Annotated in this window: 36 protein-coding genes; 30 read left to right on the top strand and 6 right to left on the bottom strand. The window is 45.7% G+C overall.

Translation table 11 applies throughout. The features are described from left to right. Positions 1-144 precede the first annotated feature (144 nt). Positions 145-1,314 carry a sporulation protein YhbH gene (gene yhbH, locus IC803_RS14535; protein WP_081207607.1) on the top strand — a complete coding sequence of 390 codons (1,170 nt, stop codon included), beginning with the start codon at positions 145-147 and terminating at the stop codon, positions 1,312-1,314. On the opposite strand, the gene IC803_RS14530 is transcribed toward yhbH, so the two are convergent. From IC803_RS14530 to IC803_RS14510, 5 genes are all read right to left on the bottom strand, one after another. After that, positions 1,304-2,857, bottom strand: coding sequence for a recombinase family protein (locus IC803_RS14530; protein ID WP_081207608.1), 1,554 nt, complete (start codon positions 2,855-2,857; stop codon positions 1,304-1,306). The two genes, yhbH and IC803_RS14530, sit on opposite strands and share 11 nt — an antisense overlap. Positions 2,858-2,983: 126 nt before the next feature. Next, on the bottom strand, positions 2,984-3,670 hold the full coding sequence (locus tag IC803_RS14525) for an ImmA/IrrE family metallo-endopeptidase (RefSeq protein WP_081207609.1): 687 nt from the start codon (positions 3,668-3,670) through the stop codon (positions 2,984-2,986). A 200-nt stretch (positions 3,671-3,870) separates the two neighbouring features. Continuing rightward, on the bottom strand, positions 3,871-4,785 hold the full coding sequence (locus IC803_RS14520) for a BRCT domain-containing protein (RefSeq protein WP_081207610.1): 915 nt from the start codon (positions 4,783-4,785) through the stop codon (positions 3,871-3,873). Between the two features lie 130 nt (positions 4,786-4,915). Beyond that, positions 4,916-6,079 (bottom strand): 3'-5' exonuclease, encoded by a 1,164-nt coding sequence (locus tag IC803_RS14515; RefSeq protein WP_081207611.1) that lies wholly within the window; start codon positions 6,077-6,079, stop codon positions 4,916-4,918. A gap of 28 nt (positions 6,080-6,107) precedes the next feature. Further along, complete coding sequence (locus tag IC803_RS14510; protein WP_143421069.1) at positions 6,108-6,470, bottom strand: helix-turn-helix domain-containing protein; 363 nt, start codon at positions 6,468-6,470, stop codon at positions 6,108-6,110. Between the two features lie 178 nt (positions 6,471-6,648). Between IC803_RS14510 and IC803_RS14505 the strand changes: the two genes are divergently transcribed. The 22 genes from IC803_RS14505 to IC803_RS14405 all read left to right on the top strand — a co-directional run bounded on the left by IC803_RS14505 (position 6,649) and on the right by IC803_RS14405 (position 15,516). Continuing rightward, positions 6,649-6,867, top strand: a complete 219-nt coding sequence (locus IC803_RS14505) for a helix-turn-helix transcriptional regulator (RefSeq protein ID WP_081207613.1) — start codon at positions 6,649-6,651, stop codon at positions 6,865-6,867. Between the two features lie 112 nt (positions 6,868-6,979). Then, a complete protein-coding gene (locus IC803_RS14500; RefSeq protein WP_081207814.1) occupies positions 6,980-7,207 on the top strand; it encodes a hypothetical protein in 228 nt (75 codons plus the stop codon). Further along, positions 7,194-7,715 (top strand): helix-turn-helix domain-containing protein, encoded by a 522-nt coding sequence (locus tag IC803_RS14495; protein WP_081207614.1) that lies wholly within the window; start codon positions 7,194-7,196, stop codon positions 7,713-7,715. The genes IC803_RS14500 and IC803_RS14495 overlap by 14 nt, the downstream gene beginning before the upstream one ends. Before the next feature lie 17 nt (positions 7,716-7,732). After that, complete coding sequence (locus IC803_RS14490) at positions 7,733-7,912, top strand: hypothetical protein (protein ID WP_143421070.1); 180 nt, start codon at positions 7,733-7,735, stop codon at positions 7,910-7,912. Then, complete coding sequence (locus tag IC803_RS14485; protein WP_190304221.1) at positions 7,912-8,079, top strand: hypothetical protein; 168 nt, start codon at positions 7,912-7,914, stop codon at positions 8,077-8,079. Before IC803_RS14490 ends, IC803_RS14485 begins: the two co-directional genes overlap by 1 nt. A 153-nt stretch (positions 8,080-8,232) precedes the next feature. After that, positions 8,233-8,496, top strand: coding sequence for an iron-sulfur cluster co-chaperone HscB C-terminal domain-containing protein (locus IC803_RS14480; RefSeq protein ID WP_081207616.1), 264 nt, complete (start codon positions 8,233-8,235; stop codon positions 8,494-8,496). Further along, positions 8,493-8,888 (top strand): hypothetical protein, encoded by a 396-nt coding sequence (locus tag IC803_RS14475; protein WP_081207617.1) that lies wholly within the window; start codon positions 8,493-8,495, stop codon positions 8,886-8,888. Before IC803_RS14480 ends, IC803_RS14475 begins: the two co-directional genes overlap by 4 nt. Positions 8,889-8,940: 52 nt before the next feature. Next, on the top strand, positions 8,941-9,105 hold the full coding sequence (locus IC803_RS14470) for a hypothetical protein (RefSeq protein WP_223811984.1): 165 nt from the start codon (positions 8,941-8,943) through the stop codon (positions 9,103-9,105). A gap of 50 nt (positions 9,106-9,155) precedes the next feature. Continuing rightward, positions 9,156-10,151 (top strand): DnaD domain-containing protein, encoded by a 996-nt coding sequence (locus tag IC803_RS14465; RefSeq protein ID WP_081207619.1) that lies wholly within the window; start codon positions 9,156-9,158, stop codon positions 10,149-10,151. A gap of 229 nt (positions 10,152-10,380) precedes the next feature. After that, the gene (locus IC803_RS14460) at positions 10,381-10,569 is read left to right on the top strand and encodes a Fur-regulated basic protein FbpA (RefSeq protein ID WP_223811983.1); all 189 of its coding nucleotides are present in this window, start codon (positions 10,381-10,383) and stop codon (positions 10,567-10,569) included. Beyond that, positions 10,517-10,801 (top strand): hypothetical protein, encoded by a 285-nt coding sequence (locus IC803_RS14455; RefSeq protein WP_081207620.1) that lies wholly within the window; start codon positions 10,517-10,519, stop codon positions 10,799-10,801. The genes IC803_RS14460 and IC803_RS14455 overlap by 53 nt, the downstream gene beginning before the upstream one ends. Further along, the gene (locus tag IC803_RS14450; protein ID WP_081207621.1) at positions 10,798-11,352 is read left to right on the top strand and encodes a dUTP diphosphatase; all 555 of its coding nucleotides are present in this window, start codon (positions 10,798-10,800) and stop codon (positions 11,350-11,352) included. The genes IC803_RS14455 and IC803_RS14450 overlap by 4 nt, the downstream gene beginning before the upstream one ends. 15 nt (positions 11,353-11,367) lie before the next feature. Next, positions 11,368-11,634 (top strand): hypothetical protein, encoded by a 267-nt coding sequence (locus IC803_RS14445; protein ID WP_081207622.1) that lies wholly within the window; start codon positions 11,368-11,370, stop codon positions 11,632-11,634. A 242-nt stretch (positions 11,635-11,876) separates the two neighbouring features. After that, positions 11,877-12,044, top strand: coding sequence for an XtrA/YqaO family protein (locus tag IC803_RS14440; protein WP_081207817.1), 168 nt, complete (start codon positions 11,877-11,879; stop codon positions 12,042-12,044). Continuing rightward, complete coding sequence (locus tag IC803_RS14435) at positions 12,044-12,304, top strand: hypothetical protein (protein ID WP_081207623.1); 261 nt, start codon at positions 12,044-12,046, stop codon at positions 12,302-12,304. The genes IC803_RS14440 and IC803_RS14435 overlap by 1 nt, the downstream gene beginning before the upstream one ends. Before the next feature lie 40 nt (positions 12,305-12,344). Beyond that, entirely contained in the window at positions 12,345-13,079 is a 735-nt protein-coding gene (locus tag IC803_RS14430; RefSeq protein ID WP_081207624.1) for a BRO family protein, read from the top strand. A gap of 132 nt (positions 13,080-13,211) precedes the next feature. Then, positions 13,212-13,406: a hypothetical protein gene (locus IC803_RS14425; RefSeq protein ID WP_081207625.1), complete on the top strand. Its 195-nt coding sequence runs from the start codon at positions 13,212-13,214 to the stop codon at positions 13,404-13,406. A gap of 23 nt (positions 13,407-13,429) precedes the next feature. Beyond that, positions 13,430-13,873, top strand: coding sequence for an ArpU family phage packaging/lysis transcriptional regulator (locus tag IC803_RS14420; protein ID WP_081207626.1), 444 nt, complete (start codon positions 13,430-13,432; stop codon positions 13,871-13,873). Beyond that, the gene (locus IC803_RS14415; protein WP_081207627.1) at positions 13,870-14,412 is read left to right on the top strand and encodes a site-specific integrase; all 543 of its coding nucleotides are present in this window, start codon (positions 13,870-13,872) and stop codon (positions 14,410-14,412) included. The genes IC803_RS14420 and IC803_RS14415 overlap by 4 nt, the downstream gene beginning before the upstream one ends. A gap of 149 nt (positions 14,413-14,561) precedes the next feature. Continuing rightward, positions 14,562-14,858 carry a hypothetical protein gene (locus tag IC803_RS14410; protein ID WP_081207628.1) on the top strand — a complete coding sequence of 99 codons (297 nt, stop codon included), beginning with the start codon at positions 14,562-14,564 and terminating at the stop codon, positions 14,856-14,858. Between the two features lie 119 nt (positions 14,859-14,977). Further along, positions 14,978-15,103, top strand: coding sequence for a hypothetical protein (locus tag IC803_RS18415; protein ID WP_255396837.1), 126 nt, complete (start codon positions 14,978-14,980; stop codon positions 15,101-15,103). Continuing rightward, positions 15,103-15,516, top strand: coding sequence for a type II toxin-antitoxin system death-on-curing family toxin (locus tag IC803_RS14405; protein WP_081207629.1), 414 nt, complete (start codon positions 15,103-15,105; stop codon positions 15,514-15,516). Before IC803_RS18415 ends, IC803_RS14405 begins: the two co-directional genes overlap by 1 nt. Before the next feature lie 286 nt (positions 15,517-15,802). Here the strand turns inward: IC803_RS14405 and IC803_RS14400 are convergent, their stop codons facing one another. Further along, the gene (locus tag IC803_RS14400) at positions 15,803-17,038 is read right to left on the bottom strand and encodes an IS256 family transposase (protein WP_081207630.1); all 1,236 of its coding nucleotides are present in this window, start codon (positions 17,036-17,038) and stop codon (positions 15,803-15,805) included. A gap of 316 nt (positions 17,039-17,354) precedes the next feature. On the opposite strand from IC803_RS14400, the gene IC803_RS14395 reads away from it, so the two are divergent. From IC803_RS14395 to IC803_RS14365, 7 genes are all read left to right on the top strand, one after another. Then, positions 17,355-17,741, top strand: coding sequence for a hypothetical protein (locus tag IC803_RS14395; protein ID WP_081207631.1), 387 nt, complete (start codon positions 17,355-17,357; stop codon positions 17,739-17,741). Positions 17,742-18,231: 490 nt separating this feature from the next. Beyond that, positions 18,232-18,642, top strand: a complete 411-nt coding sequence (locus IC803_RS14390) for an HNH endonuclease (protein WP_081207632.1) — start codon at positions 18,232-18,234, stop codon at positions 18,640-18,642. Positions 18,643-18,750: 108 nt separating this feature from the next. Next, a complete protein-coding gene (locus tag IC803_RS14385) occupies positions 18,751-19,245 on the top strand; it encodes a phage terminase small subunit P27 family (protein WP_081207633.1) in 495 nt (164 codons plus the stop codon). Next, the gene (locus IC803_RS14380; RefSeq protein ID WP_081207634.1) at positions 19,242-20,969 is read left to right on the top strand and encodes a terminase large subunit; all 1,728 of its coding nucleotides are present in this window, start codon (positions 19,242-19,244) and stop codon (positions 20,967-20,969) included. The genes IC803_RS14385 and IC803_RS14380 overlap by 4 nt, the downstream gene beginning before the upstream one ends. 4 nt (positions 20,970-20,973) lie before the next feature. Then, positions 20,974-21,159, top strand: a complete 186-nt coding sequence (locus tag IC803_RS14375) for a hypothetical protein (RefSeq protein WP_081207635.1) — start codon at positions 20,974-20,976, stop codon at positions 21,157-21,159. Positions 21,160-21,175: 16 nt separating this feature from the next. After that, positions 21,176-22,474 (top strand): phage portal protein, encoded by a 1,299-nt coding sequence (locus IC803_RS14370; protein ID WP_081207636.1) that lies wholly within the window; start codon positions 21,176-21,178, stop codon positions 22,472-22,474. Next, complete coding sequence (locus tag IC803_RS14365) at positions 22,410-23,036, top strand: HK97 family phage prohead protease (protein ID WP_369826928.1); 627 nt, start codon at positions 22,410-22,412, stop codon at positions 23,034-23,036. The genes IC803_RS14370 and IC803_RS14365 overlap by 65 nt, the downstream gene beginning before the upstream one ends. The last annotated feature ends 25 nt before the right edge of the window (positions 23,037-23,061 follow it).

Below are 23,061 nucleotides of genomic sequence, written 5' to 3'. Positions count from 1 at the left end.
CATTCATCTGTCAATTATTTCGAATTTTTGCATAGGATAAAATAAACAACTTGGCATAGTGATGGTCCGTTTTGATGACGCCAACATAAGTATATGCGGGAAAGCAAAAAGTGTGAAACCCATTTTAACAAAGGAGGGGAAAAAATGAAGGGGAATTTCGTTGTATCGAAAGAAGACTGGTCCCTCCACCGCAAAGGGCATGACGATCAAAAGCGCCATCAAGAAAAGGTAAAAGAAGCGATCAAAAATAACTTGCCGGATTTAATCACGGAAGAAAGCATTATTATGTCCAACGGGCGTGACGTCATTAAAATTCCGATCCGCTCGCTTGATGAGTATAAAATTCGCTACAACTACGAGAAAAACAAGCACGTCGGCCAAGGAAACGGAGACAGCCAAGTTGGTGACGTGGTAGCCAGAGACGGGAGCGGGGAGGGGCAGGGGGCAGGAAAAGGCCAAGGGGCCGGTGACCTGCCAGGCCAAGACTATTACGAAGCCGAAGTGTCGTTAATGGAAATTGAAGAGGCGCTCTTCAGCCAATTGGAGCTTCCGAATTTGAAGCGGAAAGAGCTCGACCAAAACGTTGTCCAGCAGATCGAGTTTAATGATATTCGCCGCACCGGGCTGATGGGGAACATCGATAAAAAGCGGACGATGCTCGCCGCGTTCAAACGCAACGCCATGAGCGGCAAACCGAGCTTTTATCCGATTTACCGCGAGGATTTGAAGTTTAAAACGTGGAACGAAGTCGTCAAACCGGAATCGAAAGCGGTCGTCCTGGCGATGATGGACACAAGCGGTTCGATGGGCATGTGGGAAAAATATATGGCGCGCAGCTTTTTCTTCTGGATGACGCGCTTTTTGCGCACGAAGTATGAGACGGTCGACATCGCCTTTATTGCCCATCATACCGAAGCGAAAGTTGTCAGTGAGGAAGAATTTTTCACAAAAGGGGAAAGCGGTGGAACGATCTGTTCCTCGGCCTACCGCAAAGCCCTTGAACTGATTGAAACAAAATATTCTCCGGCACGCTATAACATTTATCCGTTCCATTTCTCTGACGGCGACAACTTAACGTCTGACAATGCCCGCTGCGTCAAGCTTGTTCAAGAGTTGATGAAAGTATCGAACATGTTTGGGTACGGGGAAGTCAACCAGTACAATCGTTCACCCTCTACACTTATGAGAGCGTATGGAAATATGAAAAATGAGAAATTCAAGTACTATATCTTGAAGCAAAAAGCGGATGTGTTTGAGGCCTTGAAGTATTTCTTCTCAGCAGAAAAAAAGGAGGCCGTCGCCTCTAGATCCTAGGATAAAGCTGAATGGTAAACTGGTCTTTCTTCGTCCACTCCGGTTTTCTAAGATAGGTCGCTTTCTCAAGCACCGACTTGAGAAGGCGATTTTTCTTTTCTACGTCATCTGTGAGGCGGTAGGCGTCGAGCACTTTTTTGACCGTCGGGATGTACTCGTTGATGTTCTTTTCTTTCAGCTGCTCCTTGGCGATTTCCTCTCGCAGTTGATCGATTTCCTCTTGGGTTTTCTTGATCCGGCTGACGATCGTTTGCTGGCGTTCCAGGAACGTCTCAATCGTATAGACGCCTCGCTCTAGTAGATCATGCAGTGTGTCCTTTTGTTTATGGAGCTCTCGGAGCTCTTTTTCTTTTTTCTCAATGGCCTTTTGCTTTAGCGGGATGACCGAACGCTGCTCTTTTCGGGCGAATACATCCTCTTGCACCTCGAACTGATCGACGAACTCGGCGAGAGATTGCAAGATTTTCTCCTCAACGAGCGGCAGGATTGCTCCCTTTTGCACACCTTTGCATTTAGGATTTGGGCAACGCACGAGCGGATGAGGACGATCTTTACGCGGCTGATACCACATCGTATAGCCACAGACTTCGCATTTCAACAATCCAGCCAGCGGGTTAGCCAACGGTTTGCTTTCCACCGTAGAAGGGCGCCAGCGGCTCCGATATGCCTTGTTGGCGGCTTCCCAGAGCTCCTTAGACACAAGGGGTTCATGGGCGTTCTCTTTGACATACCAGCGCTCTCTCGGCATTTTTTTACGCTTATACTTGCCGTTTTGCTTAATGTATTTCACCTTGCCCCAGATGATATGCCCGAGATACACCTCATTTTTGATAATAGCGCTAATCGTCGAGGGAGACCAGAAAGCGCGCTTTTCATCAGGCGGCTTCACTCCGAGCCGATCCAGTTCGGTGGCGATCGCCTGGCGGCCGTGCCCGTCGCGCATCATCTCAAAGATTTTCACCACAACCCATGACGTTTCCGGATCGGGGTATAGCTTGAGATTTTCGTCGCGAAGATAGCCGTATGGCGGCTTTTTTGAAATGGAGCGTCCTTTCGCAGCCGAGTCACGCCGGCCACCTTGGAGGCGCTTCGTAATGACTTTAAGCTCTTCGCGTGACACGATGGACTTCACTCCGAAAACGAGCTCCCATGTCTCGCTTTCCGGGTCATAGACTTCCGTCGGGGTGATGATTTTCGTTCCCGAATAGCGAAAGGCGCGATCCAAAATGCCTTGGTCAAGCATATCCCCACGGCCGAGGCGGTCAATGTCCATGACAAGCACTGCATCAGCCACTCCCGTTTCCAGCTCGCGCAAAAGCTTCTGGATCTCGGAGCGTTCAGCGATGGATTCGCCAGAAACGATCTCCTCGAAGATGCCGAGGATATTGTGGCCTTCTTTACGCGCCACGGCCAGCAAGTTATCCCGATGGCGCTGCAATGTATCGTATGACGCACCGGACTCAGCAGCTTTTTTCTCTTCTTCGATGTCCTTGCGGCTTTTACGCAGGTAGATAAAAACATCCAAGTTTCTTGGTCTATACATCAAACCACCTCTGCCCTGAAATAGAACTCGCTATCACCATGTATGCAAAAAAAGAGGCAAATATGCGGACTAGCCGTTATGATTTTACGTGATTCATCCATTCTGTGGCGGTATAATTCATGATTTTTAGCTGTTCCTTTGGTCCATCTGCTGTAAATAGCGGATTATTTCTCGTTGTTCCTCGTCCGTTAAGCGGCCGTCAATAAACAATGAGCCATCATGTGCAACGGCGTACTCATGAAGGAGACTAAGATCGCTTTCCGCATCACGGCCGGAAGCGGCGACAACTGGCTCAGCCACTTGCATATGACCGAAAAGCGCTTCGTAAAACCGGTAGCTTTCCCATTGCTCCTTAAAGCGATTCCAGCGCCGTTTGGCAAACAGCGGTTCCACGCCAAATGTTTCACTCAGGACATAGACGATTTCTTTTTCCGTATGCGGAAGATCAAGCTCAAGCAACATAAACGTCGGCACGCAAAAGTGAGACGCAAAATTCGTTGCCTGGGCTTCTTGTAGCTGTACGAGGGAAGGGGGAAGCAGCATTTGATTCCCCGCATGGCGCAACACATGCCCAAGCTCATGTCCAAACTCCTGCCACTGTTGTTGGCGACTAAGGCGGCGGTCGATGATAATGCTATATGCCCCGTTCCGTTCGATGGCCGTGCTCCGGATGTCGGCAAAATGCAACCAGACGTTCAGCTTTGCGGCAATGTCGATCATATCCAGCTGATGGGGCGATCTGATTGCTAAATGCTCATACAATTCACGAATATATTGTTCCAGTGGGGTGAACTGGTACGACGAGAAGTTCATGGGAATCACCTCACTTTTATTATAGGAACGTGTGTTTGGTATGACAATAGAAAAAGAAAAAAGCCTTAAAAAGGCTCAATGATCCTTAATCGAACTTAATCGAAAAAATTTACATAGATGATCTCTTTCATATGCTTCTACCTCTATACATTACAACGATATTTGAGACGAACAGTTGTTGACACCATATCTTATATATCTCAAATGATCACTTCATCCCAAAAATCATTTTCGTGCACGATAATAATTGACGCGCCTTTTTTCCTCAACTCAATCGCCTTCTCTACTTTCCTTCCATAGCAGGCGAAGGCCCAACAGGGATTCCCGTCGCCACCTACGATCAGGTAGTTCGTATTCTTAGTGACATTGTTGTTGAATATTCCGCCCATCTCCTGAATGATGCGAGCAATTTCGTTGCGTGTTGCTTTGTGGGAGGCACCGGTGAAGGAAAAAACTTTATTTTGGAATATGATTTCTGGATTAACAGCGCATATGCCACTGATTGAGTACTGGCTTTGTAGAGATTTTATGTCGAACTCACGAATGTTGTGAGATACCTTTGTATCAATAAAGGTAGAAAAAAAGGCTTTCAGTAAGTTTTTCTCATCTTCACTGATAATCCCGTCCTGTTTCACACTAACCAGCAGGCTGTGGATTTCGTCAAAGGGATATGTTCCCCTCAAAAAGTCATGGTCATCAATCCAAGCAGACAGATGTTCAATCTCCATGTCATTCAAAACATTATCTGCCATGATGCCATGGAGAATTCCGTGTAATTGCTGGATGGATGATGTGATGATGTCATAGTAATTGTTAAAATCGTTATCATTTACGATGTTATGACAAAGCCACAGGATATCTTCCATTTCTTCTTGCTCGAGTTTGTTATCAAGTAAGGCCTGATCAATGAGTGGGATGATTTCATTAAAAGGCGCCCTTTTTGCAAACCGTCTATGTAGGTTGCACCAATGAATGAGCTCAGCCATCTCATCTTCGTTTGTGACATGATCAGAACGGATCCCTTGGATAATGCCAATCAACGAGTTAATGGACTTATGCAATTCAGCCTTTGAAGTAAACATGCGATAGTCCTCAATTTCTTTGAATTGACTCATTTCCTCTCCCCCATTTCACAAGAATAAAAAAAGACATCAATCCTCATGTCGTTGATGTCTTTTCTCGTTGCATATTCTTATTCATTGACTTCCCTTTTTACTATGTTGTTATTTTAAGTTGAAAGTTGGTTTACAAACTTAAGTATTCCTGGATGACTTTTTCGGCTTTCCCAACGTACTTTCGGTAGTCTTCCGTTGATTTTAAAGCCTTGTCAAAATCCTTGACGATCAAAGGAGACGCGAGTAGTAAGTCGTCAGGAGTCTGAATCAAAATGCGCGTGTGTCCAGCTTCACTTTTAGAAGCCGGTTCACAAATAACATTAGGGCAAAGATCAAGAATTTCCCTTTCCAATCGTTTGGAGAGCAAATATTTCTTTTTGCCTGTTAACTTGATCCGGGCAAATGAGTAAAATGCGTGTATGTCCAAATAAGTCGATGTTCGGGAATAACGAACAAGACTAGTGTCACGGTTATGATCACTTAATATGCGTAGAACAATGTCATAAGCTCTTTTTTCATCATCGGAAAGACGAAATTTTTCCTCTCTCCGTTTTTGGCATGTTCGATAAACAGCGGCACAAGTCAAACAATCATCTAGTGCGTGATGTGAACTCACCTCTAATTGTAACCACTGTTTCAGTGTTTCCAGCTGATGATTGGGCGTCTCCGGTATGTATTTTCTAGCCAGTGTTAGCGTGTCAATGACGGGGTTGTTTGGCTTTTCTATTCCTAGCCTTCGAGCGTTGCTTAATAAAAACTTCATGTCAAAAGGAGCATTGTGAGCGATCAGTACATCATCCTTTAGGAATTGGATAAAATTTGGGAAGATCTCTTCAATTGTAGGAGCATCTTTCACATCTTTATCTGTGATCCCCGTAATGTCCGTTATTTTAGATGGAATGGGTCTTTTTGGGTTAACAAACGAAATAAAGTGTTCGATGGGCTCATGATTCCGAAATCGTATTGCCCCTATTTGAATAATAGCGTCTTTCTCTGCGTTTAATCCTGTTGTTTCAAAATCTAAAACTACGTAGTCGTCAGGAGTAAACGTCGCCTTTTGATAATTGTAATGGCCGTTTGAAGACGGCTCTGCTTTCCCATTTGGATAGGTTGATGAGGGAAAGCCATATTCGACAGTTACGGATATCGGCGAGGGGTAAACTCCTGTACTGTTGAGATCTTCAGAAGAGAATTTCGTGTCATCTGTGTTGCCGAGATTATTTTTATTAACTGGAGTAACAACATCCTGTTTCTGTTTCGCTTTTTTCCCAAAAAGGCGTTGCAAAATCCCCATTGTTTCCTCTCCCCTAAAAGTAACAAGCTCATTTATCTTTTGTCTTCCGATCCCCTTCGCTCTTCAGGATCTCCCATATCTTGAGAAGCTGCTCTCGTCGTTCCTCCGGCGCCTCTGCCAATTCCTTGAAGAACAGCCCCAGTTCCGGATCTTTAAGCTCCTCTGGAATGTCATCCTGCTCCGGCGGGTTCGGATGATCAGTCCGGCCGAGGAGGTAGTCAGTGCTGACATTAAAAAAGTCGGCGAGTTTTTGAAGTGTTTCTGTATCAGGTGTTCGGTTGCCATTTTCATATCCAGAGATAGAAACTTTTGTAACATTGATTTTCTTTCCAAGTTCTTCTTGGGTGAGCTTTTTTTCTTGTCTCAGCTTTCTTAGACGGTCACCTAACACATAAAACACCTCTTCGCGTGTACTATAAATAATTATAAGTTAACAAATAGATAACCAAAAGGCCTTAAGCCTTTTGTTAACTAAATAGAAATTTTTTTGTTAAAAACTCTTGAAAGTTAACATTAGGTTAATTATAATTTAGTTAACATCAGGTTAACGACAAAAGGAGGTGGGAGGTGTGAAACTCGAAAGGTTAGAAGCTATACGCAAAAAATATGGCCTTACTTGCAAACAAGTCGCAGAATCAGTAGGTATCTCCAAAGAGTATTACTGGATGATTGAAAAAGGTAAACGAAGACTCACTTATGATTTAGCCGTAAAAATCGCACAAGTCTTTAATGCCCATCCAGATGATATTTTTTTGGATAGTAAGTTAACTGTTAGTGAACAAAAATGACACAATGTGTTTATGATCATCATCTATCCCATTACCTACAAAGGAGGTGAGCCAAATGTCATCAAACGCCCCTCATGCCCCGCATAAACATGAACAAAGGGGGAATGCGGGCATGAAGGAATTCAAATACGGCAACACGACGGTCGTTGTTCACTCCCCACTGGTACTCATGAGCCCAGAGGAGCGAAAGCAATGGTTTGAGCAAGAATGGCAAAAAGGCAATCCGATCCTGCGGCAAATCGCCGAGGCGGTGCTGGACTGTTACCGATCTATGGATACTGTACCACAAAGTTGCAAGGATGATGGTAGAAAGGGGAGCAGGGAGGATGAGTCGCGGTAGAGCGGCCGACGCGGTGAAAGCAGCGCGGCAGAAAACAGGGATGACCCAGCAACAGCTGTCATTTGAAATCTATGAATCTCGTGAATCGGTATCGCACCAGGAGAACGGACGATACCGAGTGCAACCGAACATATCGAAATATTTCGCCGAAAAGCATAACAACCCGTGGGTGGCTCTCGAGGCGGCGGCTGAGTACACCGGATGGGGGCCAGTGAAGCTGGATGGGGATGCTGTTGATCTTCACCGGGCGAGCGTCACGATGAAAACACGCGAGGAGCTCGCAGAAGCCCTCGAGGCGATCGAAAGCGTCTGCGTGGCGAACCATCCGCGGGCGATTCGAGAGTTTGACAAACAGCGCTTGGAAGAGGCGATGATGCAAGCGATCGACGCGATCGTGGCGCTGACGCAATACGTTGCGGTTATTTGCATGGACTACGGGTTCTCGTGGTGGAAGATGTGGCAAAAGCATCGCGCCAAGCTACAAGCGAAAGGATTTATTCGACAATGACAAAGGAGGAAAAAACAATGTTTCAACTGCCGAATCTAGCGGAAATGACGGATCTGGAAGCTGTTCGCTGGTATACAAGCGAGTTTTTGTGGCTTTCACGTGAAAGAAAGCTCGACAGCGAATATGGGAAGGCATTGCTCGAGTGGAAAAAGCAAATGAACGAACGATTGGAACAATCGCGGAAGGAGTGGTGGTAATGTACGTGGTATTATCAGCAAGCCGACTGATGAAGGCGAAGGAGATCCGGAAACTGTGTGCCGAGTTGCGCAATAATCCGACGCTGATCCTCGTGCTGAATGCAGAAGCCAAAGCAAAGCTATACAACATGAAAAAAGCAGTAAGCTCAACGCCCACTGCTTCTTGAAAAACCAGCCCTATCCATAACATATCATGCGGCAAGCCAAAAGGCAAGCTCATGCTTGCCGACTGGAGCGCAGGCGGCGGGTGTGCCCCCAGCCCGCGAGCGCTTGTGCTTCAGTCGGTGCGCATGAGCCCAAGCCAGAAGGAGGTGAAAAGGATGCTTCATATCATTGCACAACAAGAGGCGGATTTGCGGCAAAAGGCATCACGATGCATTGAGTACATACAAGAGGCGTTGCAAAACCGCGATTATGAAACGATGACGATTGAAATGTCTGAGTTGAGGTACTTAGTCAGACAGTTGCAAGAACTTGAACAAAAAGAGATTCGACGCCAGCAGTTATTGAACATTATCCGAGATATGCAACGCCGCGGCATTCAAATTGATTTTGTGAAGCTGGGAGAGGAGCGGAATGCGTGAAACTGGATAAACATGAAAAAAGGCACATCCGGCTGCAAATCTGTGAATTGCTGGATTCACATTGCCGTACGTGCCCAGAACGGATCAAGTATCGAAGCACCGTATGTTTGAACGTTTGCCCGATCAGCCAAGAGATGCGGAAGCTAGCGTCCTTTCTTGAGGATGACACACCGTCCAATCCTCAACCAAACGAGCCGAGCCAACACCGTGTACAGAGTGCGGTACAGATACCAAAGAGGAGATGGTCAGCAGAGGAAGTGTTCTATCTGTGGCATCACCGTAAAGTATTCACGATTGAACAGCTTGCAGAACGACTCAACCGCAAGCCAAAATCCGTCTATGAAAAGTTGAAGCAACTCGTGCAAAAAGGCGGCATTTCTGACATTGGATAAGGAAGGAGGGCCGGAAGCTCCCATTCTACGATATGCTTCCAGGGCGAAGAATATGCTATTTGAAGTGGAATTTGTCGTGAAGGAAAACGGCCATTTCGAGACCATCCAAACGGCTCTCGTCTACGCGCTCACTGTAACCGAGTGCCGTCGGATCGCCAACGAAATGGCCTCCGAACTCGAAGTTGGTGGGATTCAGTTTTTTATTTCAGAACTCTAAATTTTATCATGCCATAGCAAAACAGGTTTTTCAAGGGGGGAGGGAATGACATGGCAACCTTGCTGTTGGATGATCAACCATTAGTGATTTTACCTCAACTGGCCGTGGCGATCGGGTTGAATGAAAGCATTGTTGTTCAACAACTGCACTATTGGTTGGAGAAAAGCGAAAATGTCCATGACGGTTATAAGTGGGTGTACAACACATATGAGGACTGGCGGGAGCAATTCCCATTCTGGTCGGAAAGCACAATTCGTCGGATCATCACCAAGCTTGAGAAGATCGGGATCATTGTCTCGGCGAATTTCAATCGCTCTAAGATCGATAAAACGAAATGGTATCGGATCGACTATGACAAACTGGCTGAATTTACACAAGAAACACCGTCTAACCAAGATGAACAGACGACTGTTCAAGATGACGTTTCGACTGTTCAAAATGAGCAGACGACTGACGAAATCGTCAATCCATCCGTTCAAGATGATCAGTCCAGCTGTTCAGATTGGACAGTCGAGGCGCTCAACTTGACCAGACCAATACCAGATAATACTACAGAGAATACTTCAGAGATTAAAACAGAAGATGAAGAAGACGCGCGCGCGCATTCCTTCCGAGAGATTATACATTTCATTGAACAAAACGGCTTTGGCACCGTTGGCAGCTACATAGGGGAAAAGATCACTTCCTGGGTGGATGATACGTCTGAGGAGTTGGTCTTAGAGGCATTAAAAATCGCGGTGGAGAACGGAGCCAAGACGTGGAAATACGTCGAGACCATTTTACGCGACTGGTTTGAAAAAGGCTATCGAACTGTTGGCCAGGTGCGCGCTGCACAGCTGGCGTTTCGAGAACAGCAACTGAAAAAACGATCGGCGTCCTCCTCGTCTGGTGACGGTCGAAAAACACGAAAACCGGTTCGCACGGAGATTGTGCCGGATTGGCTGAAGATGGATTACAGCCAGCCAGAAGACGACTTTGACGTCGAACAGGCGCGTCGAGAGCTTGAGGAACGCCTCAAAAAGTATAAAGACAATCCGGACGGGTGATGTCGATGGGATATCCGTTATGGCTCCGTTTGGAGTACCGGAATGAGGTTGGATCGGTGATCGGATTAACGGCCAGTGTGTGTTCAGAGGCGGATTCTCTTGACGTCCTCGAGCGATGCGGTGTGACAAGGAGCAACTTGCTGGCGGTGCGTATCAATGACAAGGATTATCCCATTTCACGCCTAGATGCTCTTTTTGCGAAGCTGCAAACGGAAGGGAGGGGATCGTTGTGATACTGATCAAGTACGTGCTCATACAACATTTGCGTCGTCAAGGCGTCTTTTCCGCAAGCGATGGCCGAGCACTCTCAAAGCTGACCTTAGAAGAGATTCAACGTGAATACGAACGAGCCGGAGGTGACCAGCATGGATTGGTCCAAGGCGACCATACGGCAGCTTGTGACCATTGTTCGCTATGAAGAGTGCCAAGAAGTATATAAGCAACGGGCACGGCAAGAAATGAAACAACGATTAGGGGGAGAAGAGACCATGAAAAAACAACGTCAATCACTGCATGGAGCAGTGAAAATCAGCTATCTCACGCCGGAAGAACTGGAAGCGTACCGAAACCGTCCGCGCAAATACTACGATGACGACAACCGACGAATCATTGACTGGCGCTGGCCGAGATCAAGGGGGACGCGCCGATGAAACTGAAAAGATTATTCGAGCTGCAGAGGGAGTTAGATGAACGCATTGTGAAAGAGAAAGGACTTAGCGGGCAGGATTTGTTGCCAAACAAGGTTTTAGCTCTGCAAGTGGAACTTGGCGAGCTGGCGAACGAGTGGCAGATGTTCAAGTATTGGAAAGAGGATCCTCAACCAAGAACCACAGCGTTGCGCAATCCAGACATGATGCAAGAGTGCCCGGAGTTGTATAACCCACTGCTTGAGGAGTATGTGGACTGCCTTCACTTTGTATTATCGATCGGCATTGAAACAGGCAACGACGATCTTACGTTTGTTATGCCAAATACAGACTCGGACATTATATACACATTTATTGAACTCAATGCAATAGCGGCAGAACTGTTAGATCGTCACTCAATGGGAATGCTTGTAGATACAGATATTTTGTACATTGACCTGCTTGAAAAGTTATTTGGATTAGGAAAACAGCTTGGTTTCACATTTGATCAAATTGAGGCTGAATATCTCCGTAAAAACGCAATCAACCATCACCGCCAGGAATGCGGATATTGAGAGGTGGTGACTACAGTGGATGCTCAGCATTGGCTGGACGAGCTCAACAAAAACCAAATCCTCCGCAACGTGCAAAAGTTGCTCGAAACACAGACTGAAAAAGGGATTCAGAAATATGGAACGACTGTCGTCCCGTCACATTACACATTCATTGAATGGCTGGAGCATTTACAGCAGGAAATGATCGATGCCATTGTTTATTGTGAGGTATTGAAGTTTAAATATGCGCACTTAATAACACTTGAAAAGTTAAATTCTGCTATGCGAGAGAGTGAACGCTAGATGAGGCGTCGAAAGCGGAAAGCTAGATGGTATTTGTTATATCGTAAAGAAAATCGCGATGTGGTTTATGTATATGAGCCATTGCGCAAGTATGAGCTACAAAGCAGACTCCGACGCGGATGGACAGTTATTGAATGAGACAAAAAAAGCCGGGATCCCTCCCGACAGCCTCAACATCATTATATCACAGCGGAGGGATCCAAGTGAGAAGAGCGCAAGAATTGCAGATTGATATAGATAACATGACTGTTTCACATCCCGTTGTTCCTGGAAAGGTGCTTGTCGTTGTGATTGACGGCGTGCAAGGGAAGGCAAAAGTAGCAGAAGCAGTTGAGCATGGATATACGATCATCGAAACGACGAAAGGCAAGACGGCGCGGATTAAGTATGAGGAAAGCGAGTTGTTTTAATGCGGCAGCGGGAGGAAAAACTGGATCGAGAATTGATTGGCAAGTTGGCTTATAAAAAACGCGGGTTTTTTAGTGGATTGATCGGCATAGTTCAAGAAAATAATAACGGGATCACACCATATAAGCTCGTTTTTCAATTCGGAGCCGCAGTAGGGATTCAGGGTAAGGATGACATCGTCATTGTCGGTGAAGAGGATAGAAAAAATATCACGGGAAAAGTAAATTCTGCTCCATTTTTGAGAAATACGAATCCACTATAGCTTGAACCGATAGTGGTCTAGTTTACGGGAGGGATTTTCGATGAATCAATTGCAAAAAGTGTTTATTTACAGCGGCAGTCAAGTACGAACGATTATAAAGAATGATGAAGTTTGGTTTGTCGCAAAAGATGTTTGTGATATACTGAACCATTCTAATCATAAAATGGCGGTATCTAGGCTTGATGAAGATGAGGTAAATAAAGTTTACCTCATCGATTCATTAGGGCGCCAACAGCAGACAACCGTTGTAAACGAAGCAGGACTATATTCTTTGATACTTACAAGTAACAAGCCAGAAGCGCGTCAATTTAAACGTTGGATTACGCACGAGGTTATTCCGACCATACGAAAAACTGGCGGCTATGTAGCGAATGACGATTTGTTCGTCGAAACCTATCTAAAACATGCTGACGAGCAGACAAAGCTTTTATTCCGCGCTACATTAGAAACGGTCCGAAAACAAAATGAACAGATCGCGGCGATGCAACCGAAAGCCGACTACTTTGACGCACTCGTTGATCGGCGGTTGCTCACAAACTTCCGTGATACAGCCAAAGAATTGAAGGTGAAACCAAAAGTTTTCATTGATTGGTTGCTTGAAAAGAAATATATTTATCGTGACCAGAAAGGGAAGCTAAAGCCTTATGCTCAATACGTTCCGTCTCTATTCGAATTAAAAGAATGGGAGCGAAATGGACGAGCTGACGTGCAAACGCTTGTGACACCGAAAGGAAGGGAGACGTTTAGAATATTACTACAAAAAGCTGTAGTATAAGGTATAATATGGGTAAGTGAATATGTCCAAGACCGAGAGCGTGAGGACACTGATTGTACAGAGTAGCATGGCTATTTCTGTACGATTGGTGTCCTTTTTTGTTTTATCAGAAAAATGAAAGGGAGAGGTACAATGCGAACAATCCAGCAGGAATTACAAAAGTGGATGAAGATAAACAAGGTTAAGCAACGCAAAAGCAAGCATAAGAAAGAGAGAAAACAAAAGCAAAGAAAAGAGCGGCTGACGGAGAGGGAGATTAAAGAATTAATGGGCGTAGGTCGCCCAGTGTATAGACGTGGCAAGGGTGGGGCATTCCGCCAGAGATAATCACTATTTCGGAGGTTGAGAAGATGGACTTTATGTTACCTGAAATCGATCGAAAAGCGACGAAAAAAGCGGTGGAAGCGGCGCTCGAAAAATATCGCATTTTCTTGCTGACATTGAAACTAGACCAGCTGCCAAAGGTGACTCAACATTACTCGCTCGTTCCTGCAAAAACAAATCAGTTCCACTCCTCAACCGAAGAAATAGCCATTCGGAATGCTGATTATGAGCGGGAGCGGGCGGCATACATTCAGCGCGTTGTTGAGGCTGTAAATCGTCTTGATTATTGGGAGCGAGCGATCGTTATTCAGCGATACATGACTGGAGAAGAAGTGTTTGATTATGCGGTTTACAATGAGCTAGGAATGAGCCACAGAAATTATTATCGTTTGAAGTCCAGAGCATTTTACAAATTAGCATTCGCTTTAGAAATTGAGGTGTACCGGAAAAGAAGGAGGGATGAGTCATGAACTTTGTTCAACCCATTCGCGATCCAGAAAAGATTGCGGCAATGAAAAAATACTTGTTACAACGAAGCAAGCGCAATTACATTTTGTTCATTATCGGAATTAACACAGGTTTGCGTATATCAGATATATTGCAGCTGAAGAAGGAAGATTTGCTACAGACACATTTAAAGCTGCGGGAAAAGAAAACAAGGAAGGAAAAGCGGATTCGTATTCCGCCAGCGATACGAAAAGAGTTGATTGAGTACGCAAAAACACTTAAAGACGGTGAATATGCTTTTCGAAGCCGGCAAGGCGGTAACCGTCCTATTGACCGTTCAACAGCGTATCGTATTCTTCGAGAAGCAGCCGAATATGTATCGCTCGATGAAGTGGGTACGCATACGCTTAGAAAAACGTTCGGCTATCACTTTTACCAGCAAACAAAAGACGTTGCAATGCTTCAAGAGCTGTTCAATCACTCAAGCCCACATATCACCTTAAAGTATATCGGCGTAAATCAAGATGCAATGGATAGGGCGATGATGAAATACAAGATATGATTTTTCTTTTTTGCTATTAGTACAACATAAAAAATCATGGTGTGCACTCATTTTGTAAAATAGCTTGAAGCTAGAAATATCAAGGGGTTCATGAACAGGGCGAGTGCATCAGTCTGTAAATTGAAGTGAACTCATTGGAGGGAGAGCAAGTGTTAGTCGAGGAAGCGAAAAAGCAAATCGAATACTTGCGAGAATACATTCGGAAGATCGAAAACTACACGCCCACCACGATGGAAGAGGAAGCGGTCTATTTATATGTGCAGCTGGAAAGTGTCACAAAGGTGGTGCAGGAGCTAAACAAAAAAGGGTATCGGATCGGCAAGCGGAAGCTGACCACAGTGGACATATCCAACATCATTCGCGGCAAACCGAAAGATGAAATGCATGAAATGGCAAAGCGGATGTTTACGAAGAATAGGAAGCGGGGAAAATTCTGTGGCGTTTGAGATAATGATTGAAAAGCATAGAAGTGGAACTTATAATTAAAAGTAATCAGGGACATGCTGTTACCGTATATTATTTTAGAGGTGGTGATGGCATGTGCGACTGGAAGGGGGAAGAAGAGATGGCTATGTTGCAGAAAGAATTAAAACAAAAGAAAAAGAACATCGATACACGTAAAATTGACGCCATTTTAAAACAAGGAATTAAGCGCTATGATAAAGCGCTAGAAAAGCTAGCTAAAAACTGATGATAGAAAGACTTTATCCTGAAGAGTTACGCTACATCCATGATGCGATGTTGCGTCGCTATGGAGGGCTACCCGGAGAAAAAGACCCTGGTATGGTTGAATACGTATGTGAGAAGCCGTTCACAATTTTGTTCGGAGAAGAACAGTATCCGTCCTTATTCGAAAAAGCGGCTGTTTATATGATTGCTATAGCAACAGGTCATTACTTTTCAGATGGTAATAAACGAACAGCGGTGATGGCAGCATATTCTTTCCTAATGAAAAATGGCTATGAGTTAATTGTCTCAGATGACGAGCTATTTGAGATGTGTATCAAAGTTGCCAAAAAGGAAGTATGTCAGAAGGAATTGGCAAGTTGGTTATCAAAGAATTCACGTGTATCGAGTGGAGATTACATGGATGATGAAGAGTAATCGGTTTCTTAAAGATAAAATACGAAACCGGTTACTCTTTTTGATTGCACAAAATTAAGTTTACATAATCATGGGGTCAAGTCCAAATTATTGTGTAAATTCCCCTTTGATAGACAACATGGACCTGATGACTTGACGTATGGTAGGTAAGACCGGCAAGTCTCCCTGCTGGTCGCCTTCCCGGACAAATGATCATGTTGTCAAGGAACAGGCGTGTCAAGGAGCTTTCGCGGCATATCCTCGCTTCGCTCCGGTATTCCACGTTCTCCTTGACACGGCGTAGAGGTTATCCCACTCTCTTGATCGCCGGAGCCTCCTGATTCCCCCATCGGACTCCTTGCTCTTTCGTTTTCCGCCACTGCCAATATTCAGCCATATCCAAGTATTTGCGCCCTGACATCCATTTTTCATCGATTTCAATCAACACGGCGCCAACGAGGCGATACACCGATTCCCGGTTCGGAAAGATGCGGATGCCCCGTTCTCTGCGGCGAATTTCTTCGTTCAGCCGTTCCACTCCGTTGGTCGTGCGCAGACGCCGACGATAACGGTTCGGATAGTCCAATACGGCGGTGGCGTCTTCGAATCCCTCTTCGAGGATTTGCATGGCTTTTGGGGCTTTTTCTTCCCATTTGGCCAGCACTTGTTCCAATAACAGTCGAGCCGTTTGCTTATTTGGAGCATGAAGAATCCCACGAATCTCCTCGAGCAAGACATCCTGCATATACTTTGGTGCGGCATCGAGGATATTGCGAATAAAATGTGTCTGGCATCGTTGCCATGTAGCGCCTTGGAAATGCTTTTCAATGGCTTGCACCAGCCCACCGTGCTGATCCGAGATAATCAAGTCCACTCCCCGGAGTCCCCGATCTTTCAGCCATCCGAAGAACTCACTCCAGCTGGACTCCGATTCACTGTTTCCGATTTGCAGGCCAAGAATTTCCCGATATCCTTCCTCATTCACTCCTGCAGCGATCAACACGGCTCTGGAGCGTACTCGTCCATCCTCCCGGACTTTCGTATAAATAGCATCTACTAGCACAAACGGATACACGTGTTCATGAAGGGAACGGCAATTCCAGTCTTGGATAATCGGATCCAGTCCCTTGCACAGTGAGGAGACCGTGGACTTGGAAAACGAAGTGCCGCATAATTCCTCCGTGATTTGAGTGATTTTTCGGGTAGACACCCCGTTTACCACCATTTCCATTAGTGCCAGCACCAGTGCTTGTTCGCTCCGTTGATACCGTTGGAACAGTTCCGTAGAGAACTCCCCATCTCTTGTCCGTGGAACGCGCAAGGTCAACCGTCCCACCCGGGTCGTCAGCTGGCGTGGATACGAACCGTTTCGATAGCCTTTTCGTTCTTCCGTTCGTTCATAACGGCGAGCTCCCAGCTGTTCTTCTACTTGTGCCTCGAGGATTTGATTGAGGACTTGTTCCAATAGCTTAGCTAATCCCTCATCTCTGGTGAATAACCCGTGCAAAAGTTCATCATTTAGGGTAATATGATATTGAGCCATGGTTGCATTCCTCCTTATGTTTGGTGTTTTTGGTTCACTGTTTATTCTACCAAAGGGGAAGCAAACATGGCTCTTTTTCTATTTCCCTTTTTACACAATTATATGGACTTAACTTAATCATGGCACTTTTTTGGCACAATCGTGGCACAATGTTTTCGTTTATCGGTGTTATGATGATAACGTGAAAGACTTTGGTTGAAGCTGGACGCCACTTCATTTGAGGTGGCGATTATTATTTTTGTCGAGATTTGACGAACGAATGTTGTAGGAAGATGGCTCCTTTTGTCGTATTGAATAGACGAAAGGAGTGGGCAGGATGGAAAGAAAACTTTTTGAAGCAAAATTATTAGGTGAAATTTATCGTATTCAGAAACATCTAGGTATTTACAATGGAACAGACGGAAGAATTTACGGTTTGTTAAATGGTGTGCAGGAAGATATTGAAGCTGAAATTGATAATTTAAAATTTATTAGTAGCGAAGAAGTAAATTTAGTGTGTGATGAATTGGACCCTTATTACAAGGGAGAAAAGGATTTATCTGAAATGCCTAATTATAAAGAGTTAGAAATGAAGTTAGAAAGAAAAGGACTTCATAGGGATAAACTTATTTCAATCTTAGAATACCTTTATTTGAACGAAAGATATACTATCGAAATCGAGAAACTAAAAAGCGGGGTTAAATTTGCAAAAGAATATATATAGCATTGCGCCCTTTTACGGGTGCTTTTTTATTTGGAGGAGGAATAACATGCCTTTGAAGCCAAGCGCTGAGATTTGTCACGGTGTAAAACCTGCACCACAAACATCAAGACCGCCTAAGCCGCCATCGCAAGAGTGTGAACATAAGTCTGAAAAGAAATGTGATCACTGGTATCGTGAATTTAGAGTTGAAAGCAATAACGGTAAAGTAAGTAGAGTCTTTTTCTACTGTCAAAAATGTTTGGACATACAAATTAAAAAGATTGAATCGTAAGCACTCAATGGGTGCTTTTTTTATTTGGAGGGATAAGAATGAAGCCTTGTCGTAAAAAACCGCCTATCGGTTTAATACCAGAACGTATATGGAAAACCCAAAGGTTTGAGGATGTAACAGCAGCGATTCAGCGATATCTAGATGCTGGATTCGTAGTACCGGATGAATGGCTAGATGAATACAGCAGAATAAAGAAGGAACTGCGTTTGGAGTGATGTTATGCCTAGTAGACCAAAGAAACCTTGCTCCGTTCCAGGCTGTCCAAACCTAACACAAGGACGATACTGCCAAGATCACCAGCATAAAGAACAGCAAGACAAATCCCATCGCCATCGTTACTACGATGAACATCTCCGCGATCAGAAAGCCCGTGATTTTTACCACAGCAGGGAATGGCAAAGGGTAAGGCAAGCAGCGTTGATGCGCGATAACTATTTGTGCCAGAGCTGTCTGCAGGAAAAGCGAATCACACCAGCAGATGTTGTTGACCATATCGTTCCTGTTAAGGTGGAGTGGTCATTACGCCTATCATTGAGCAACTTACAGTCGTTATGCAATGCCTGTCACAACAAGAAAACAGCCGAAGACAGGAAGAAGTATGGGGAGGGGCGGGTCAAAAATTTTTTATAAGCTCGCCCAGGACCGCGCGGGCCCCTCAGCGTGCACAAAGTTCCCTTTTTGGCGTAAAAGGGGGTTAACAGTTTTTGGACAAAATCCAAATGAAAGGTGGTGTTGAAAATGGGTCGGCGTGCGAAGCCAGTTGACTTGATTTTAATTCAAGGGACGAAGCATTTAACGAAGAAGGAAATCGATGCTCGGAAAGAGGCCGAGGCGAAGCTCCGTCCAAATGATGACAAAGTGAGACCTCCCAGCTGGCTCGACGGTGTGGCCAAGAAGGAGTTCAAGCGGATCGTGAAGGAGCTGAAAGAGATCGGGCTGGTCACGAACGTCGATGTGAATGCTCTTGCCTTGTATTGCGACGCCTATGCTAACTACGTTAAGTGCTCGCAGATTATTGAGGAAGAGGGGCTCATGGTTGAATACACCAATAAAGCGGCGGAGACGAATAAGGTTCCTCATCCCCTCCTCACGAAGAAAAAGCAGTTGCACGAGCAAATGAAATCGCTGGCCGTCGAATTTGGATTGACGCCAAGCTCCCGTGCCAAACTAGCGTTGCCGAAAGAGGAACCAAAGCAGCCGACGCCGTTTGAACAGGAGTTTGGTGATGTATGAGCCTAAAGCAATGGCTTATTGACTACTCCCACGATGTCATCGACGGCCGGGTGATCGCCTGCCAGAAACATAAATGGGCTTGCATGCGTTTTTTGCGGGATATCGAGCGGGAAGGGACCGATGCCTTTCCCTATATCTTTGACGAAACGAAAGCGATGCGCTTCCTCAAGTGGATGACGCTCTTTAAGCATACAAAGGGCGTACTCAAGGGGCAGCATATTCGACCTCATGAGATCCAGGTGTTTGTGTTCGGCAATATTTATGGCTGGGTGCACAAGGATACGGATTACCGGCGTTTTAAGAAAGGGTATTGGCAGGTAGGAAGGAAAAACGCCAAGTCACAAAGCCTGGCTTGTGTAGCATCCTATGAGGCGATGGCGTTCGGAGAAAGCATGTCAGAGGTGTACATCGGTGCAACGAAAACGGAACAGGCGAGAATTGTCTGGAAGGAAACCGAAGCAATGCTGGCCGGTTGCCCGGAACTAAAAGGGAAGTACGAAGTGAAATACGGGGCGATCCATCACCCGAAAAGTCGGTCTATTATCCGGCCACTTTCCAAAGAGGACCGGAAGACCGGCGACGGTTTGAACCCTCAATGCGGCATTATTGACGAGTATCACGCCCATGAGACAGACGAGATTTACAACATTATCGACTCCGGCATGATCGCCAGGGCGCAGCCGTTGCTGATGATTATTACGACGGCCGGCGCAAACTTGAACAATCCGTGTTATCGAAGTGAGTATCAATACGTTTCAAAGCTGTTAGATCCGAACAGCCCGGTAGAAAACGATCAATACTTTGCGATGGTCAACGAACTGGATAAAGACGAGGAAGGAAATCTGATTGACGACATTAAGGACGAAAAAGCATGGCTGAAAGCGAATCCGATTGCGGCTTCCTACCCGGAAGGGGTGGAAAATATTCGCGCCAAGCTCAAAGAAGCGCTCGAAAAACCGGATAAAATGGACGATTTTTTAACGAAAAACATGAATGTCTGGATCAATAAACGGGAGCAAGCCTACATCTCGGCCGAACGCTGGGCGGCCTGTGGCGCCAAAAACCTGCCGGATATCAGCGGATTGGATGCGTATGTAGGCGTTGACTTGTCGGCCACGACCGACTTAACGAGTGTTTCCATCGAAATTCCGTTAGATGACGGCAAATTTATCGTCTTATCCCACTCGTTCATACCGGAAGAAAAGCTCGACGAGCGGGTTAAAACCGATAAAATGCCGTTCGATCAATGGGTTCGACAAGGATGGATCACAGCCACGCCGGGGGCGGTCGTCGATTATACGTTTGTGCGCGAATATATCAAGTCAATTGAGCCGACATACGGCGTTTTGGTGAAGGAAATTTGCTATGACAAGTACAATGCGCGGCATTTGATGCAAGAACTTGAGGCAGATGGCTTTACAACAGTAGAAATTCCGCAGGGGATTCGCTATTTGACGGAGCCGACGAAAAATTTCCGGACAAAAGTGTTTGAAAAGAAGATCATTCACAACCAAAACCCCGTTCTCACATGGGCGGTGGGCAACGCGGTGACACGAAAAGATGCCCAGGAGAACATAATGCTTGATAAATCGAAAAGTACAGACAGAATTGACCCACTGGCAGCGCTCATTAACGCCCATGCTCGGGCCATGTTTGCGAATGCCGAGTCGGTTGATGTATCAGAATTTGCGACCGATGACTTTTTAGACAGACTGTGGGGTTGATAAAGTGAAGAGATTACAGAAAATCTTTCGTGATTATGCGGAAGATTTTTTTGTTTTTGTTGGACTGATACTCATTAATGTCGCGACGTTCCGGCTGAGCGTGACGGCAGGGCTGTATATGCTTGGTTTTTCTTGTTTAGCTATCGGCATTTTTACGGCGCTACATCCACCGAAGCGTTATCCGCCATGAGGGAGGTGAAAACTGAATGTTTTTCCGACGTGCTTGGGAGCGAAGAAGTACAGAATACAGTCTAAACGACCCTGCGCTTTTAAACTTTCTCGGTATTTCTCCAGGAGAGGTCAACGTTTACGGAAAAAATGCGTTGAAAGAAGCAACCGTTTACGCTTGTATCAAAATTTTGGCCGAATCGCTGTCCAAGCTCCCTTTAAAGATTTATCGCGAGGACGAAAATGGCGAAAATGGCGTCAATAAGGCAGTCAAACACTATTTATACAAGCTTCTGAAGCTTCGGCCAAACCCGTATATGTCGGCCTCTGACTTTGCCAAATGCAATGAGACGCAGCGGAACATATACGGTAATGCATACGTCAACATTGAGACGGATGAAAAAGGTAGGATTGTGGGTTTTTGGCCGATCGACGCGGGTAAAGTGCGCATTTGGATCGACGATATCGGCCTTTTCAGCAGTAAAAATCACATCTGGTATGAAGTCGATGTCGGAACAGAGAGACGGAAACTCATGCCTAATGAACTATTGCACTTTAAAAGTGGCGTCACGCTCGACGGCATTGTCGGCGTTCCCCCTCTTGATTATTTACGGGCGACGGTGGAAAATGCGGCGGCGGCCGGCCGGTTCATCAATAACTTTTACAAGCAGGGGCTGCAAGTGAAAGGGATCGTTCAGTACGTGGGCGATCTCAACCCAGAAGCGCAGAAGAAGTTCCGAGAAAAATTCGAGGAAATGTCATCGGGGCTGAAAAACAGCCATCGCATTGCGCTCATGCCGATTGGATATGAGTTTAAGCCGATCAGTTTAACGATGTCTGATGCGCAGTTTTTAGAAAACACTGAGCTCACAATCCGGCAGATCGCTACGGCGTTTGGGATTAAAATGCACCAGCTCAACGATTTGAGCCGGGCGACCCACACGAACGTGGCGGAGCAACAACGACAATTCTACGTAGATACACTGCTCCCAATTCTAACGATGTACGAGCAGGAAATGACGTACAAGTTATTCCTGGACAGCGAATTAGACGCTGGCTATTATGTGAAGTTTAACGTCGATAGTATTTTGCGCGCTGATATTAAAACGAGATATGAAGCCTATGCGATCGGCATACAGAACGGCTTTCTTGAGCCTGACGAGGCAAGAGCGAAGGAAGACTTGCCACCTCGACCTGGAGGGAATCAGCTCATTGTCAATGGGAACTATATCCCTCTAACAATGGTAGGCCAGCAATACATGAAAGGGGGTGGTGAAAGTGGGCAATCAAGCACCGAAGGAAACAAAGGAAATTCGGGCGCTGCCAGTGAAAATTGAAGTCCGTCAGTCGGGCGAAGAAGAAGAAAAACGCACCATCTCCGGGTCGATCAAGTACAACACGGAAAGCGCGGAGATGCGGGACTGGTGGGGCGACACATTCGTCGAGGAAATCGCGGCCGGCGCGTTTGATGAGAGCTTGAAAACGCGCGGGGTTGTCGGGTTATGGTCACATGACACGGCGAAAGTGCTCGGGAGCACGAAAAGTGGAACGTTGCGCCTCGAGAGTACGGAAAAGGAGCTGCGGTTTGAGCTGGATTTGCCGAACACCACGGTCGGCAACGATGCCTGGGAGATGATCAAACGGGGAGATGTCGATGGTGTATCGTTTGGCATGCGGGTCACAAAAGACAAATGGTCGCAAGTCGATCGCGATGGAAAGAAAATTTACAAGCGGTCCATTTTGGATGCGGAATTATATGAGATTTCACCGGTGGCCTTCCCTGCTTATCCCGCGAATGAAGTGTCTGTCCGGTCGCTTGATGAGTACCGGGAGCAGCAAAAACGCGCCTCAAATGAATACAAAAAACGGAAACTAACCATCGAGTTAGAGCTGATGTAATCGGCTCTTTTTTTATTTAACTATG

The organism is Geobacillus sp. 46C-IIa (assembly GCF_014679505.1).
GTDB lineage: Bacteria > Bacillota > Bacilli > Bacillales > Anoxybacillaceae > Geobacillus.
The sequence above is the reverse complement of the archived record's forward strand: the minus strand, read 5'-3'. Positions and strand labels throughout refer to the sequence as shown.